Source organism: Mycobacterium sp. IS-2888 (assembly GCF_001954215.1).
GTDB lineage: Bacteria > Actinomycetota > Actinomycetes > Mycobacteriales > Mycobacteriaceae > Mycobacterium.
Window position 1 is genome coordinate 281,974 of record NZ_MBET01000094.1, and the last position, 15,627, is coordinate 297,600.

Sequence of the window (15,627 nt, forward strand, 5' to 3'; positions counted from 1 at the left end):
GAGTTGTTCCTCAGAACGCCGCCACCGTCTGCGGGTCGCCGGCCTGAGCGGACCCCGCGGCCGGCGCACCGAATTTCCGCGCCGCGGCGAAGCCGAGCTCCAGGTCGGCGAGGATGTCGTCGATCCCCTCGATGCCGACGGCCAGCCGCACCAGCCCCGGGCTGACGCCGGTGCTCAGCTGCTCGGCGGGGCTCAGCTGGGCGTGCGTGGTCGACGCGGGATGAATCACCAGGGAGCGCACGTCGCCGATGTTGGCGACGTGACTGTGCAGTTGCAGCGCGTTGACGAACGCTTTGCCGGCCTCGACACCGCCCGCCAGCTCGAACGCGAGAACGGCACCGGTTCCCTTGGGCGCCAGCTTCTTTGCGCGCTCATGCCACGGCGAGCTGGGCAGCCCCGCGTAGTTGACCGACAACACGTCGTCACGCGCGGCCAGGAACTCGGCGACGCGTTGCGCATTGGCGACGTGGCGCTCCACGCGCAGACTCAGCGTCTCCAGACCCAGCGCCACCAGGAACGCGTTGAACGGCGCCGCCGCCGACCCGTAGTCGCGCAGCAGTTGCACGCGCGCCTTCACGGCAAAGGCCGGCGGTCCCAGCTCGGCGTACACCACGCCGTGGTAACTCGGATCGGGTGTGGTGAACCCGGGAAAGCGGCCCTGCGTCCAGTCGAACGTGCCGCCGTCGACGACGACGCCGGCGATGGCCGCGCCGTGCCCGCCCAGATATTTGGTGGCCGAGTGCACGACGATGTCGGCGCCCTGTGTTAGAGGCTGAATCAAATACGGTGTGGCGATGGTGTTGTCGACGATCAGGGGTACGCCGTTGGCGTGGGCGACCCCGGAAACCCCCGGGGTGTCCAGGATGTCGATCTGCGGGTTGGAGATGGTTTCGCCGAAGAACGCCTTGGTGTTCGGCCGCACCGCCGCCTGCCAGGAATCCAGATCGTCGGGATCCTCGACGAAGCTGACGTCGATGCCGAGCTTCGGCAACGAATAGTGGAACAAGTTGTAAGTGCCGCCGTAGAGGCGCGGGCTGGAGACGATGTGATCCCCGGCACTCGCGAGGTTCAATATGGCGAACGTCTCAGCGGCCTGTCCCGAGGACAGGAAGAGCGCGGCCACGCCGCCCTCGAGCGCGGCGATCCGCTGTTCGACGACGTCGGTGGTGGGGTTGCCGATGCGGGTGTAGATGTTGCCCGGGACCTCGAGCCCGAACAGCGCGGCGGCGTGGCTGGTGTCGTTGAAGGTGTAGGACGTGGTCTGGTAAATCGGCAGGGCACGGGCGCTGGTCGCGGGGTCGGGACTCTGGCCGGCGTGGACCTGCTTCGTTTCGAACGACCAATGGGCAGTCGGATCGGCCTCGGGACTGGTTTCGTCGCTCATGGAAAGCTTCCCCTCTAGTCAGGGGCCCGTCATGGCGGACCCGCGCTTGCCGGATAGCCGGTTGTGGCTACTCAACCTGGTCATCACCCGGGGCACCCCACCGCGGTTGGAGGGTTGCCGGCCAGCAAGCCGGGGCTTGTCGCTGGCGCTCATGACCGATACGAAGCCTAGCTTATTGTGCGGAGCCGACGCCAATAGGCCGCCGCGGTGGCCACCGTGCCGGCGTGTGCGGGCTGGCCTGCGGGTCGACACCTGTCCAAATCCCCTTGATAACGTGGCAAGCAGAACGCTGAGCCCTATCCGTATCTGACCCCAATCTGACCCAACGCCGGGAGATGGACCAACCGTGTGCGCCGAACAGCCGACCGTCATCTACACGCTGACCGACGAGGCGCCGCTGCTGGCGACCTACGCGTTCCTCCCGATCCTGCGAGCCTTCGCCGAGCCGGCGGGCATCAAGATCGAGGCGCGTGACATCTCCGTGGCCGCCCGGATCCTTGCCGAGTTCCCCGATTACCTGACCGAAGAGCAGCGGGTGCCGGACGACCTGGCCGAACTGGGCGCGCTGACGAAGCGACCCGACACCAACATCATCAAGCTGCCCAACATCAGCGCCTCGGTGCCTCAATTGGTCGCCGCGATCAAGGAGCTGCAAGGCAAGGGGTACAAGATCCCGGACTTTCCGCAGAGTCCGAAGACCGACGAGGACAAGGCAATTCGCGAGCGATACGCCAAATGCCTTGGCAGCGCGGTCAACCCGGTGCTGCGTGAAGGCAACTCGGACCGACGCGCGCCCAAGGCGGTCAAGGAGTACGCGCGCAAGCACCCGCACAGCATGGGGGAGTTCTCGCCGGCGGCGCGCACCCACGTCGCGACCATGCGGTACGGCGACTTCTACCACGGCGAGAAGTCGATGACGCTGGATCGCGCGCGCAACGTAAAGATGGTGCTGGAAACCAAAAGCGGGCAGACCCTCGAGCTCAAACCCAAGGTAGAGCTGCGCGACGGCGACGTCATCGACAGCATGTTCATGAGCAAAAAAGCGCTCTGCGAGTTCTACGAGGAACAGATGCAGGACGCCTACGAGACCGGCGTGATGTTCTCACTGCACGTCAAGGCGACCATGATGAAGGTCTCCCACCCCATCGTCTTCGGCCACGCCGTGAAGGTCTTCTACAAGGAGGCATTCGCCAAGCACCAGGCGCTGTTCGACGAACTCGGCGTCAACGTCAACAACGGCTTGGTCGATCTCTACGACAAGATCGAGTCGCTGCCCGCGTCGCTGCACGAGGAGATCATCCGCGACGTGCATGCCTGCCACGAACACCGACCCGAGCTGGCGATGGTCGATTCGGCCAAGGGAATCACCAACTTCCACTCGCCCAGCGACGTGATCGTGGATGCGTCGATGCCGGCGATGATCCGCGCCGGCGGCAAGATGTGGGGTGCCGACGGGCGGCAGAAGGACACCAAGGCCGTCAACCCCGAGTCGACGTTCGCTCGCATCTACCAGGAGATCATCAACTTCTGTAAAACCCACGGGCAGTTCGACCCGACGACGATGGGCACGGTGCCCAACGTCGGCCTGATGGCGCAGCAGGCCGAGGAATACGGCTCGCACGACAAGACGTTCGAGATCCCCGAGGACGGCGTCGCCAACATCGTCGACCTCGAAACCGGGGAGGTCCTGCTCACCCAGAACGTGGAAGAAGGCGACATCTGGCGGATGCCCATCGTCACCGACGAAGCGATCCGCGACTGGGTCAAGCTGGCCGTCACCCGGGCCCGAAACTCGGGCATGACGGTGGTGTTCTGGCTGGACACCGAACGGCCGCACGAGGTCGAGCTGCGCAAGAAGGTCAAGGCCTACCTGAAGGAGCACGACACCGAGGGCCTGCAGATCCAGATCATGCCGCAGGTGTGGGCCATGCGCTACACGCTGGAGCGCCTGATGCGCGGGCAGGACACCATCGCCGCGACCGGAAACATCCTGCGCGACTACCTCACCGACCTGTTCCCCATCCTGGAGCTCGGGACCAGCGCGAAGATGCTGTCCATCGTGCCGCTGATGTCCGGCGGCGGAATGTACGAGACCGGTGCGGGCGGTTCGGCGCCCAAGCACGTTCACCAACTCGTCGAGGAAAATCATCTGCGCTGGGATTCCCTCGGTGAGTTCCTCGCGCTGGGAGCGTGTTTCGAAGACATCGGTATCAAGACCGGCAACGAGCGCGCCAAGATTCTGGGCAAGACGCTGGACGCCGCGATCGGCAAGCTGTTGGACAACAACAAGAGTCCGTCGCGCAAGACCGGCGAACTCGACAACCGCGGCAGCCAGTTCTACCTGGCGCTGTACTGGGCCGAGCAACTCGCCGCGCAATCCGACGACGAAGAGTTGCGCACGCACTTCGCCGCGCTGGCCGAGGAGTTGGGCCGCAACGAGGACGCCATCGTGACCGAGCTCGCGCAGGCGCAGGGCGAGGCAGTCGACATCGGCGGCTACTATCGCCCGGACACCGAGAAGACGACTGCGGTGATGCGGCCGAGCAAAACGTTCAACGAAGCGCTAGCCGCTTCGCAAGCCTCCCAAGGCTAGATCCACAGGGACGCAGCAAGAGGAAAGTCGAACTCGATATGGCAGGCGAATCCAAAACCGAATCCAAGATCAAGGTCAAGGGCCCGGTAGTCGAGCTCGACGGCGACGAGATGACCCGCGTCATCTGGAAGCTCATCAAGGACATGCTGATCCTGCCCCATCTCGACATCAACCTGGACTACTACGACCTGGGCATGGAGCACCGCGACCGCACCGACGACCAGGTGACGATCGACGCGGCCTACGCCATCAAGAAGCACGGCGTGGGCGTCAAGTGTGCGACCATCACCCCCGACGAGGCGCGCGTCCAGGAGTTCAACCTGAAGAAGATGTGGCTGTCGCCCAACGGGACGATCCGAAACATCTTGGGCGGCACCATTTTCCGCGAGCCGATCGTGATCTCCAATGTCCCGCGGCTGGTTCCGGGCTGGACCAAGCCAATTGTCATCGGCCGTCACGCTTTCGGTGATCAGTACCGGGCGACCAACTTCAAGGTCGACCAGCCGGGAACCGTGACGTTGACTTTCACGCCCGCCGACGGCAGCGAGCCGATGGTGCACGAGATGGTGTCCATCCCCGAGGACGGCGGTGTGGTGATGGGGATGTACAACTTCAAGGAATCCATCCGCGATTTCGCCCGCGCGTCCTTCGCGTACGGCCTGAACGCCAAATGGCCGGTGTACCTGTCGACGAAGAACACCATCCTCAAGGCCTACGACGGCATGTTCAAAGACGAGTTCCAGCGCATTTACGAAGAGGAATTCAAGGACAAGTTCGAGGCCGAAGGGCTGACCTACGAGCACCGGCTGATCGACGACATGGTGGCGGCCTGCCTCAAGTGGGAGGGCGGCTACGTGTGGGCCTGCAAGAACTACGACGGCGACGTCCAGTCGGACACCGTCGCGCAGGGCTACGGGTCGCTGGGGTTGATGACGTCGGTGCTGATGACCGCGGACGGCAAGACGGTCGAAGCGGAAGCCGCACACGGCACCGTCACCAGGCATTTCCGCCAGTACCAAGCCGGCAAGCCGACGTCGACCAACCCGATCGCCTCGATCTTCGCCTGGACACGCGGGCTGCAGCACCGCGGAAAGCTTGACGACACGCCTGAGGTGATCGAGTTCGCCCAGAAGCTCGAGGACGTCGTCATCGGCACCGTCGAGGGCGGCAAGATGACCAAGGACCTCGCCATCCTCATCGGCCCTGACCAGGAGTGGCAGAACAGCGAGGAATTCCTCAACTCGATCGCCGAGAACCTGGAAAAGGCTTTAGCCGGTTAGGGGCCGACTAACTAACTGGCCGGCGGGTTTTCGGCCGCCCGCAGCGGCCGGCTGCACTCGTCGATGAATTCGGAGATCACCTGGGTGACCCGCTCGGGCGCCTCGAACATCGGAACGTGTCCGACGCCGTCGAGCTTGGTGATCTTCGTTCCCGCGGGCAGGTGATCGGTGAAATGCCGGCTGAATCTGCGCGGCGGAACAACGCGGTCCTTCTCGCACTGCACCAGCTGGACGGGCACCGCGGTCTCGGCCAACTCGAGCAGGCCCGGCTGCAGCAGCGACTTGACGAGCAGCTGGAAGTAGGCCGGACAGTGCGCGGCGTCGTCGATGACGCCGGACAGTTCGCGTTCGCTGACCCCGTCCGGCGACGCGCTCAGCGGCAGGGTCGCCAGCCGGCGGCTGAACGGCAGCTGCAGGGTCCGTTGACCGAGCAATCGCGCCAGGACCAGCAACGGCATGCCCGACAGGAACTTGCTGATCACCTCGAATTTGACCGGGCTCCAGCGGGTCCAGCCGCCCGCGGCGCCGATGCCGGTCACGCTGCGGGCTCGCCCGCGCCGCTCGAGTTCGAACGCGACCCAGGCGCCCAGCGAGTTGCCCACCATGTGGGCGTTGTCCCAGCCGAGCTCGTCGAGCTGCCGCTCGACGTGGTCGGCCAGCACCGACGAGCTCAGCAGCCAGGTGCCCGCGTACGGTCCGCCGTTGTGCCCGGCCATGGTCGGGGCGAATACCTCGTAGCGGCCGGTGTCGGCCAGCCGCGGCGCCACCCCGTCCCACACGGTCTGCGACATCAGGAACCCGTGCAGCAGCAGGACCGGCTCTGTCGAACCATCCCTGGGGCCGAGGTGCGTCGGCGGGCGAGTCGTCATGTTGCCGACCCTAAAGGTGATACCGCCGGTACCGCAACCAACGGGCGGTGTTCGAACGGCCGTGGGCCCGCACGAAGATCGGGGCGTGAAAAGATCGGGGGCATCATGAGCACCGCTACCGGACCCAGCCGCATCTTTTCGGGCGTGCAGCCCACGTCCGATTCGCTTCACCTCGGCAACGCTTTGGGCGCCGTCACCCAATGGGTCGCGCTGCAGGACGACCACGACTCGTTCTTCTGCGTCGTCGACCTGCATGCCATCACCGTCCCGCAGGATCCCGAGGCGCTGCGACGCCGGACTCTGGTGACCGCCGCGCAGTACCTGGCGCTGGGCATCGATCCGGCGCGCAGCACCGTTTTCGTGCAGAGCCAGGTGCCCGCCCACACGCAGTTGGCATGGGTGCTGGGCTGCTTCACCGGCTTCGGGCAGGCGTCGCGAATGACGCAGTTCAAGGACAAGTCGCTGCGCCAGGGCAGCGACTCCACAACAGTCGGGTTGTTCACCTACCCTGTCCTGCAGGCCGCCGACGTGTTGGCCTACGACACCGACCTGGTGCCCGTCGGCGAGGACCAGCGCCAACACCTCGAGTTGGCGCGCGACGTCGCGCAGCGGTTCAACGCCCGCTTCCCCGACACCTTCGTGGTTCCCGACGTGCTCATCCCCAAGGTCACCGCGAAGATCTACGACCTGGGCGACCCGACGTCGAAGATGAGCAAGTCGGCGGCCACCGATGCCGGGTTGATCAACCTGCTGGACGATCCGGCGTTGTCCGCCAAGAAGATTCGCTCGGCCGTGACCGACAGCGAACGCGAAATCCGTTACGACACCGAGGCGAAGGCGGGCGTGTCGAACCTGCTGACCATCCAATCGGCGGTCACGGGTGTCGACATCGACAAGCTCGTCGAGGGCTACGCCGGGCGCGGTTACGGCGATCTGAAGAAGGACACGGCCGACGCCGTCGTCGAGTTCGTCAGACCGATCAAGACGCGGGTCGACGAATTGCTCGCCGATCGCACCGAATTGGAGGCCGTGCTGGCCGCCGGCGCGGAGCGCGCCCAGGATGTGGCCGGGAAAACGGTACAGCGGGTTTACGATCGGCTGGGGTTCCTCCTCCAACGGAAGTAGATTCATGGATCGGCTGCGGGCCCGGTTCGGATGGCTCGACCACGTGATGCGCGCCTATGAGCGCTTCGACGACCGCAACGGCAGCTTCTTCGCGGCGGGCTTGAGCTACTACACGATCTTCGCGTTATTTCCCTTGCTGATGGTGGGTTTCGCGATCGTCGGATTCACCCTGTCCCGCCGACCCCAGCTGCTGGACACGATCCAGAACCATATCCACGCCTCGGTGCCCGGATCGCTGGGTCAGCAGCTGGTCCAGTTGATGAATTCGGCGATCGACGCGCGGGCGTCCGTCGGTGTGATCGGTTTGGCGACCGCGGCCTGGGCCGGCCTGGGCTGGATGTCACACCTGCGGCAGGCACTGACCGAGATGTGGTGGGACCGACGCATCGACTCGCCGGGTTTCGTGCGCAACAAGCTGTCCGACCTGTTGGCGATGTTCGCCACGTTCTTGGTGCTGATGGCCACTGTCGCGTTGAGCGCGCTCGGCCACGCCCGCCCGATGTCGGCCGTGTTGAGGTGGCTTGGGATACCCGACTTTTCGGTGTTCGACCTCATCTTCAGGATCGTTTCGCTGGTGGTGTCCTGGCTGGTTTCCTGGCTGCTGTTCACCTGGATGATCGCCCGGCTGCCGCGTGAAAAGGTCAGCCTGGCCGCCTCGGTGCGGGGCGGGTTGCTGGCTGCGATCGGCTTCGAGCTCTTCAAGCAGGTGGGATCGATCTACTTGCAGACCGTGCTGCGCAGCCCGGCGGGCGCCGTGTTCGGGCCGGTGTTGGGCCTGATGGTGTTCGCCTACATCACCGGCTTTCTCGTGCTGTTCGCCGCCGCATGGGCCGCCACCGCGTCCACCGATCCGCGCGGCAAGCCCGTCGAGCCGCCGGCGCCCGCGATCATCGCCCCGCGGGTACAGCTGCACGAGGGGCCCAGCGCGCGTCAGACCCTGGCCGCGATGGCCGCGGGAGCCGTTGGCGCGCTGGCCTTTTCCCGCCTGACCCGCCGCAGGCGGTGACTGACTAGCCGGCCCGCCAGTCGCCACGGACCATGACGGCGGTCACTTCCAAAGCGCCGTTCAGCACAACGAGATTGGCATCATAGCCCTCCCGCAGGCTGCCCACCCGCTGCAGGCCCAGCGCACCGGCCGGCGTCGCCGAGGTCACCTGGACCGCGGCGGTCAATCCCGCGTCGGCGGCCACGGTGCGGAAGAGCTCATCCATCGTGGCGGTGCTGCCGGCGATCGTCGAGGTTCCGCGCACCCGCGCCACGCCCGAGGCGACGTCGATCGGCACCGGGCCGAGCCGAAACGCCCCGTCGTCGCATCCGGCCGCGGTGATCGCGTCGGTAATCACCGCGACCCGGTCGGGTCCGGCCGTCCCGATCACCGCGCGCATCATCGCGGGGTGGACGTGCACGCCGTCGGCGATGAGCTCCACGGTGACCCGTGGGTCCTGCAGCAGCGCGAGGGCCGGCCCCGGCTCGCGATGGTGCAGCGGCGGCATCGCGTTGAACAGATGCGTGCCGACGGTGGCGCCCAGGGCGAGCGCGCGGTTGGTCTGCTCGTAGGTCGCGTCCGTATGGCCCACGGCGACAACCACATCCGCGTCCAGGAAGCGCCGGATCGCGTCGTCGCTGCCGGCCCGCTCGGGCGCCAGCGTGACCATGCGGATCGTTCCGGCGCCCGCGGCGAGCACGGCGTCGATCTCGGCGGGTTCGGGGTCGCGCATCTGGGCGGGGTCGTGCGCTCCGCAACGAGCCGCACTCAGCCACGGCCCCTCCAGGTGGATGCCCGCGACGATGCCCTGCCGGGTCGCGTCGGCCAGTGCCCGCACGCCGGCGATCAGCTCCGCGGGCGGGGCGGTGACCAGGCTGGCCAGCGTTGTCGTCGTGCCGTGCGCCAGGTGGAACCCGGCGGCCTTGGCGATTTCCCCGGCCTGCAAGTAGGAAGCCCCGCCGCCACCGTGCACGTGCATGTCGATAAAGCCAGGCACCACAACGCAATCGGGAAAATCGTGGTCCGCGGCCCGGGCCGGCTCACCGGCACCGCAGGCGACGATCTGCGCGCCCGACGTCTCGAGCCATCCCGGCCGGCACACCTTATCGTCGAGTATTACGGTGCCCGCGCTGATCATGGGCTCGTGTTTTCCCAACGGCCACCGTTTTCCCAGAAGTGACTTATCTCCTCGAGTTGGCGTCCCTTGGTCTCGGGAGCAAACCGGTGAACGAAGCCGAAGGCGGCCACCGCGAGGGCCGCGAACACCGCGAAGGTCCCCGCGCCGCCGAGGGAGTGCAGCATCGTCAGAAAGACGGCGGCGACGATCGCGTTGGCGACCAGGTTGGAGGTGAGCATCGCGCTCGAACCGATGGACCGTAGCCGGGACGGGAAACTTTCGCTCGCGTACACCCAGCCCAGAGAGCCGAATCCCAGGGTGTAGCCGATGATGAACAACAGCACGCCGGCGAACCCGAAAAACAATCCGGCGCCGCCGAGATGGCCCTGGGCGAACACGGCGATCAGGACGACGTCGGCGACGATCATCATCGCGATGCCGGACAACAGGATTGGGCGGCGCCCCACCCGGTCGACCAGGAGCAGCGCGGTGCACACCGCCGCCAAGCCGGCGACCTGAACCAGTGCGGGCAGGGCCAGCAGCGCGAAATTTCCCGTGAAGCCCATGGCTTCGAATATCCGGGGGCTGTAGTAGATGATCGCGTTGATCCCGGTGATCTGGATCAGGAAACCGAGCGTGACCACGAAGGTGGTCGCCCGCAGATAGGGCCTGCGAAGCATCTCCAACAGCATTTCGCGCAGCCCCCCGCCACTTTCTTCCCTTATGGCAGTGGCAATTTCGGCGAGTTCGTCGTCGGCCTGTGCGCTGGCCTCCACGCCCAGCAGCGCTCGGCGGGCGTCGTCGGCCCGGCCCTTCAGCAGATACCACCGAGCGGTGTCGGGCAGCCGAGCCAGCGGCGGCAGGAGGAGCACCGCGGGTACGGCGGCGAGGCCCAGCATCCACCGCCAGCTGTGGGTGCCGGCCAGCAGGTAACCGGTCAGGTAGCCGATGATCAGCGCGCTGACGATGGCCAGTTGATAGGCCGTCAGCAGCGCGCCACGCACCGCCGCCGGGGCCGATTCCGCGATGTATACCGGGACGACCACCACCATCACGCCGATGGTCAGACCCAGCACGAATCGCGCCGCCAACAGCATCGGTAGCGAGACGGAGAGCGCACCGACAAGCGCGAACACCGTGTAGCCGGCGGCGATCAGGATCATCGACCTCTTGCGCCCGATCGCGTTGGCCAGTACTCCGCCGCCGAGCGCCCCGGCGATCTGGCCGATCACCACCATCGTCGTCAGGAGTTCTTGTTGCCGGGTCGTGAGTCCGAAGTCCTCGGTGATGAACAGTTGCGCGGCGGCGATGATCGACAGGTCGTATCCGAAGATGATGCCGAGGCTGGCCGCGGTGAGCCCAACCCGCAGGCCCCGCCGCGATGGGCGGGCTTGAGTCATTTCGGTGAGTCTAATGTTGCGGCATCGCGGCCTTGTCCCCCCATCGGGGGACACGCGAATTCCACCCGCGCTGCCCGATCGGCGGATACTTCTGTGAGCTCAGCCACCATAAATTTGTCAGCATGCCCGCAGCCCTGGTAGCCACCGCCCCGGCACAGCCGCGCGTGTTCGGTCGCCTGCTTTCCCAGGGCACCTTCTACAACGCAGGCATGCAACTCAGCAACGGCAGCGTAGTGCTGGCGTTCGTCTGCGCGCACCAGGGTCTCAGCTGGGTGGCCGCGCTGCTCTTTCCGGCCTACAGCCTGGGCGATATCGTCGGGAACTCGGTGTCTCCGGTGGTGCTGCAGCGGGTGGGTCTGATGCGGCACCGGCTGCTGGCCGCGTTGGTGGCGAGCGTGGCCGCACTGATCTTGTGCGACGCGTTCGTTCCTTGGAACGGCGGTCTCGCCGCGCCGGTGTTTCTATTGACCTGCGGGGCAGCCGGAGTCCTTCTCGGGATCGCCGGTGTCGCGTACCCCGACCTGATCTCCAGCAAGCTATCCGCGGCGGGGCGTGGCGAGCTGTTGCTGTTCCAGGGTGCCACCGGGTCGGTGCTGGCCACCGTGGTCACGTTGTTCGTCGTTCCGGTACTGGCCCACGGCGACGAGATGATGTATCGCCGCGATCTGCTGTGGCTGGGCGCAGCCGGACTGGTCGTCTCGGCCATCGCGGCGCTGTCCGTCGGCCCGGTGCGGTCCGTCTCGAACACCACCCGGATGTCCGCGCGGCAGACCTACCGGCAGGGCTTCGCGGTCGCGCGCTCCCAGCCATGGTTTCGCCGGTATGTGACCGCGTGCCTGTTGTTCGCTCCGGTCACCCTTGGCACCACGTTCTATGCGCTGCGCACCGCCCACCACAACAGCAGCCTGCATGTGTTGGTGATCCTGTCGAGCATCGGATTGGTTTTCGGGTCGCCGCTGTGGCGCAAGGTTTTCCGGCTCTTCGGAGTGCGCGGCATGATGCTGGGCAGTGCCCTGCTCAGCATCGCCGCCGCCACGCTGACCGTGGTTGCCGAGTCGTGCGGCCAGTGGTTCCACATCTGGGCGTACGGCACGGTGTTCCTGCTGGCGACGGTGGCCGGCCAGGCTGTCTTCGCCGCCGCGATTTCGTGGCTCAGCGCGGTGGCCGACGAGTCGCACCGCGGGACACTGATCGCGTTCAGCTCGACGCTGGTTGCTATCGAGGCCATGGCGCTCGCATTTGTGCTCGGCAGCATCGCGCAGAACCACACCGCGATCTGGCCGGACGTCGTGGTGCTGGTCCTGGCCGTCGCCGCCGCCATTGCGGCGCTGGGAGCACCGAAGTCGGAGACGCGACCGGCACCCGCCGATCGCGAGCGCACGGCGGCGTTCGCGCCTCGCTCCATCGCGAGGGTCGCGCCGTCGGTGAGCCTTCAGGCCGCCTAGGTCCGGGCCTAGGTCAGGGGCCGTTCCGGCGACTTGTCGGCGGGCGTCTGCAACAGCGCGCGCACCAGACGACGGGCCGCGTAGGGCCGAAGCATTTGGCTGGCCGGGCGCGGGCGCACCCGTTGGGGCCACCAGAACCAGCGTCCGAGCAATGCGGCGATGGAGGGCGTCATGAAGGAGCGCACGATGAGCGTGTCGAAGAGCAAACCCAATCCGATGGTGGTGCCGATCTGTCCGATGATCCGCAAATCGCTGAAGATAAAGAGCGACATCGTGACGGCGAAGACCATCCCGGCGGCCGTGACCACCCCTCCGGTACCGGCCATCGCGCGGATGATCCCCGTGTTCAAACCCGAATTGACTTCCTCCTTGAGCCGGGAGATCAACAACAGGTTGTAGTCCGATCCCACCGCCAACAGCAGGATCACCGACATCGCCATTACGAGCCAATACAAATCGACGTGGAGCAGGTCCTGCCAGACCAGCACGGACAGACCGAAGGACGAGCCCAACGAGAGCAGCACCGTGCCGACGATGACGGCGGCGGCAATCACGCTTCGGGTGACGATCATCATGATGATCAGAATGAGGCTGATCGCAGCGACTCCGGCGATCAGCAGATCGTAGGTGGCGCCCTCTTGGATGTCGCGGAACATCGCGGCGGTGCCGCCGAGAGATATCGCGGCGCCCTGCAGCGGAGTTCCCTTGATGGCCTCCTTCGCCGCCTGCTGGATCGGCTCCACGCGGGCGATGCCGGCAGGCGAGTCGGGATCTCCTTCGAGGGCGATGATGAAGCGGGCCGCCTTGCCGTCGGGCGACAAGAACATCTTGAGGCCGCGCCTGAAATCCGGGTTGTCAAGGGCGGATTGGGGCAGATAGAACGAATCGTCGACCTGGGCGGCGTCAAACACCCGACCCATGGCGCCGGGGTCTTTGGTATTCATCTCTTGCTGTTTGTAGAACGACAAAAGCGTGCCGTGCCAGACGACCATCATGTCTCGCATGATCGTCATCGTCGACAGCATCGGCAGCATCTGCGCACGCATCTCCGGCAAAAGCTTGACGAGGATATCCAGATCCTTGGCGAGGAATGTCAGCTTCTCGCTGAGCTGGTCCACGTTGTCGAACGTGTCGAATACTGCTCGGATCGCCCAGCAAGCAGGGATATCGAAACAATGTTTCTCCCAGTAGAAATAGCTACCGATCGGGCGAAGGAAATCCGAGAGGTCCGCGAGGTGATCGCGAATTGTATCCGTGATATTCGACATGTCATGGGTCAGGCTGTCCATGTCGGCCGTATTGTCGATGATCTTGCCCATGATGTCGTACATGCGATGCATGGTTTCGATCGATACATCCATGGCCTGCACCTGGACCAGCATGTCGTCCAATCGGTCCTTCATGAACCCCATGTTTTCGGCGTTCGTGACGCCTTGCATGCTGATGAGGAATGGAATCGACGTGTGCTTGATGGACGTTCCCAGCGGCCTGGTTATCGATTTCACCTGTGCGATTCCGGGGCTGTGAAATATCGTCTTGGCCACCTTGTCCAACACCAGCATGTCAACCGACGTGCGCATGTCGTGATCGCTCTCGAGCAACAGCACCTCGGGGTTGAGCCGCGCCAGCGAAAAGTGGCGGGCCGCGGCCCTATCCCCGACATTCGACGGCATACCGGCCGGCATGTATTTGCCCAGCGCGTACGTAGTCCGGTACGTCGGCAATGCCAGCAGGCCGATTGACGCGATCAGGCACGTCGCGAAGAGCACTGGGCCTGGCCAACGGACGATCGCCGTGCCCACGCGCCGCCAGCGCCGAGTGTTGAGCCGTCGCCTGGGGTCGAACAGCGCGAAGAAGCTGGCGACGGTCAGCACGGCCGGGCCGAGTGTGATCGCCGCGAGGACGGCAACCAACATGCCGATGGCACAGGGAGCACCGAGCGAGTGGAAATACGGAAGTCGGGCAAAGCTGAGGCAACACATGGCGCCGGCGATGGTCAGGCCCGAGCCCAAAATCACGTGAGCGGTGCCGTGAAACATGGTGAAGAAAGCGGTTTTTCGATCCTCGCCCTCATAGCGCGCCTCGTGGTAGCGGCCGAGCATGAAGATCGCATAGTCCGTGCTGGCGGCAATGGCCAACAGGGTGAGCAAGTTGACCGCGAAGGTCGAAAGACCAAAGACGTTGTGCGCGGCCAGAAATGCCACGGTCCCGCGAATTGCCCCGAGCTCGATCCCGACCATGGCCAGGACCAGGGCCATGGTGACCACGGATCGGTAGATGAAGAGCAACATCACCGCGATCACCACACCGGTAATCAGCGTGACCCTGCCGATGCTTTTGTCGCCGGCCACCGATTGATCGGCGATCTGCGCCGTCGGACCGGTGACGTAGGCCCTGACCCCTGGCGGCGCCGGGGTGCTATCCACGATATGCCGCACGGCGAAAACCGCGTTGTACGCCTCGGTCTCGCTTTTGCCGGCGAGATAGACCACGACGTACGCGGCCTTGTCATCCGCACTTTGCGATCCCGTGGCGGTGAGCGGGTCATTCCAGAAGTCCTGGATGTGCGCGACGTGGCGGGTATCGGCGGACAGCCTGTGCAGCAGCTCGTTATAGAACCGGTGCGCGGCATCGGCGAGTGGTTTGTCGCCTTCCAGGAGCACCGTGACGGCGTTCTCGGAATCAAACTCGCCGAACACCTTGCCGATTCGTTTTATCGCCTGAATCGAGGCGCCGCCCTTGGGGCTCATGGATACCGAGTGCGCTTTTCCGACCGCTTCCAGTTGCGGGACAGCGATATTGAGAATGGCCGTGAGCACCACCCACAACAGGACGATGGGCGCCGCAAGCCGGCGGATCGTCCGCGGGAAGCGTGGTGGGCTGGGTTCCGCGGCGGCCTCCGTTTCGCTCATCCGCCGGCCACTTCGCAATAAGTCAGGGCCTTCGGTCCGGTCACGGACCTTTCGTCCTTAATCGCGCCGTTCACGGTGATCCGGCAGCCGAGCACGTCGCCGCTGCTCTGCGCCTCGAGGTTGACTGTGATCGCGGTCAGCGTCGTCGTCACCGTTTGAGACCAGGGGAGGGGCGCATTTTCCAGTTGTTGCACCCTGGCATCGGGATCCAAATAGGCGATTCTTGCGGACGTGGCAGGTCCGAAGATTTCATAGGTCACCCGTTTTGGGTTGTACGGCGGGATGTCTCGATCGGCCTTAACCCGCACAACGGGATGTCCGTGAACGCCAAACATCCCGTGCAGACGATAGATGCCGAACCCCGCGACACTGGCCACCGCGAGGACGGCCAGCAATAACCACATTCGTTTGACGAACCTGGTAACCCGAATCATCTTTTCCCTCGTCTTGTGCCACCGGGTCGCAATATCGCCTGTTGCGTCATTGCCGCGTCGTCGCATTAGCGACGAAAACGCTA

At 65.2% G+C, this 15,627-nt stretch carries 11 protein-coding genes and 1 riboswitch; of the genes, 5 read left to right on the plus strand and 6 right to left on the minus strand.

The genetic code is table 11. The features are described 5' to 3' along the window. Positions 1-10: 10 nt before the first annotated feature. Positions 11-1,384, minus strand: coding sequence for a bifunctional o-acetylhomoserine/o-acetylserine sulfhydrylase (locus tag A5745_RS18350; RefSeq protein WP_076117823.1), 1,374 nt, complete (start codon positions 1,382-1,384; stop codon positions 11-13). Positions 1,385-1,421: 37 nt separating this feature from the next. Further along, positions 1,422-1,541, minus strand: a riboswitch (SAM riboswitch). 189 nt (positions 1,542-1,730) lie between these two features. Between A5745_RS18350 and A5745_RS18355 the strand changes: the two genes are divergently transcribed. Together A5745_RS18355 and A5745_RS18360 are read left to right on the plus strand one after the other, a co-directional pair. Continuing rightward, entirely contained in the window at positions 1,731-3,977 is a 2,247-nt protein-coding gene (locus tag A5745_RS18355) for an NADP-dependent isocitrate dehydrogenase (RefSeq protein WP_076117825.1), read from the plus strand. A 38-nt stretch (positions 3,978-4,015) separates the two neighbouring features. After that, on the plus strand, positions 4,016-5,257 hold the full coding sequence (locus tag A5745_RS18360; RefSeq protein ID WP_076117828.1) for an NADP-dependent isocitrate dehydrogenase: 1,242 nt from the start codon (positions 4,016-4,018) through the stop codon (positions 5,255-5,257). A gap of 11 nt (positions 5,258-5,268) precedes the next feature. On the opposite strand, the gene A5745_RS18365 is transcribed toward A5745_RS18360, so the two are convergent. Beyond that, positions 5,269-6,069, minus strand: coding sequence for an alpha/beta fold hydrolase (locus A5745_RS18365; RefSeq protein ID WP_076059685.1), 801 nt, complete (start codon positions 6,067-6,069; stop codon positions 5,269-5,271). Positions 6,070-6,231: 162 nt separating this feature from the next. On the opposite strand from A5745_RS18365, the gene trpS reads away from it, so the two are divergent. Both trpS and yhjD read left to right on the plus strand, forming a co-directional pair. Then, a complete protein-coding gene (trpS, locus tag A5745_RS18370) occupies positions 6,232-7,251 on the plus strand; it encodes a tryptophan--tRNA ligase (RefSeq protein WP_076117830.1) in 1,020 nt (339 codons plus the stop codon). Positions 7,252-7,255: 4 nt separating this feature from the next. Next, positions 7,256-8,257 (plus strand): inner membrane protein YhjD, encoded by a 1,002-nt coding sequence (yhjD, locus tag A5745_RS18375; RefSeq protein WP_076117832.1) that lies wholly within the window; start codon positions 7,256-7,258, stop codon positions 8,255-8,257. Positions 8,258-8,261: 4 nt separating this feature from the next. On the opposite strand, the gene nagA is transcribed toward yhjD, so the two are convergent. Both nagA and A5745_RS18385 read right to left on the minus strand, forming a co-directional pair. After that, positions 8,262-9,374 (minus strand): N-acetylglucosamine-6-phosphate deacetylase, encoded by a 1,113-nt coding sequence (gene nagA, locus A5745_RS18380; RefSeq protein WP_076117834.1) that lies wholly within the window; start codon positions 9,372-9,374, stop codon positions 8,262-8,264. Continuing rightward, entirely contained in the window at positions 9,371-10,753 is a 1,383-nt protein-coding gene (locus A5745_RS18385; protein ID WP_076117836.1) for a sugar porter family MFS transporter, read from the minus strand. Before A5745_RS18385 ends, nagA begins: the two co-directional genes overlap by 4 nt. A 122-nt stretch (positions 10,754-10,875) precedes the next feature. Here A5745_RS18385 and A5745_RS18390 point away from each other — a divergent pair, with 122 nt between their 5' ends. Continuing rightward, positions 10,876-12,198, plus strand: a complete 1,323-nt coding sequence (locus A5745_RS18390; protein ID WP_076117838.1) for a hypothetical protein — start codon at positions 10,876-10,878, stop codon at positions 12,196-12,198. An 8-nt stretch (positions 12,199-12,206) separates the two neighbouring features. Here the strand turns inward: A5745_RS18390 and A5745_RS18395 are convergent, their stop codons facing one another. Next, the gene (locus A5745_RS18395; RefSeq protein ID WP_076117840.1) at positions 12,207-15,110 is read right to left on the minus strand and encodes an RND family transporter; all 2,904 of its coding nucleotides are present in this window, start codon (positions 15,108-15,110) and stop codon (positions 12,207-12,209) included. Continuing rightward, on the minus strand, positions 15,107-15,544 hold the full coding sequence (locus A5745_RS18400) for an MmpS family transport accessory protein (protein WP_076059599.1): 438 nt from the start codon (positions 15,542-15,544) through the stop codon (positions 15,107-15,109). The genes A5745_RS18395 and A5745_RS18400 overlap by 4 nt, the downstream gene beginning before the upstream one ends. Positions 15,545-15,627: the final 83 nt, after the last annotated feature.

Coding starts and splice junctions, on each gene's coding strand:
- A5745_RS18350 (WP_076117823.1), bottom strand. CDS start 1,384: ATGAGCGACGAAACCAGTCCCGAGGCCGATCCGACTGCCCATTGGTCG.
- A5745_RS18360 (WP_076117828.1), top strand. CDS start 4,016: ATGGCAGGCGAATCCAAAACCGAATCCAAGATCAAGGTCAAGGGCCCG.
- trpS (WP_076117830.1), top strand. CDS start 6,232: ATGAGCACCGCTACCGGACCCAGCCGCATCTTTTCGGGCGTGCAGCCC.
- yhjD (WP_076117832.1), top strand. CDS start 7,256: ATGGATCGGCTGCGGGCCCGGTTCGGATGGCTCGACCACGTGATGCGC.
- nagA (WP_076117834.1), bottom strand. CDS start 9,374: ATGATCAGCGCGGGCACCGTAATACTCGACGATAAGGTGTGCCGGCCG.
- A5745_RS18385 (WP_076117836.1), bottom strand. CDS start 10,753: ATGACTCAAGCCCGCCCATCGCGGCGGGGCCTGCGGGTTGGGCTCACC.
- A5745_RS18390 (WP_076117838.1), top strand. CDS start 10,876: ATGCCCGCAGCCCTGGTAGCCACCGCCCCGGCACAGCCGCGCGTGTTC.
- A5745_RS18395 (WP_076117840.1), bottom strand. CDS start 15,110: ATGAGCGAAACGGAGGCCGCCGCGGAACCCAGCCCACCACGCTTCCCG.
- A5745_RS18400 (WP_076059599.1), bottom strand. CDS start 15,544: ATGATTCGGGTTACCAGGTTCGTCAAACGAATGTGGTTATTGCTGGCC.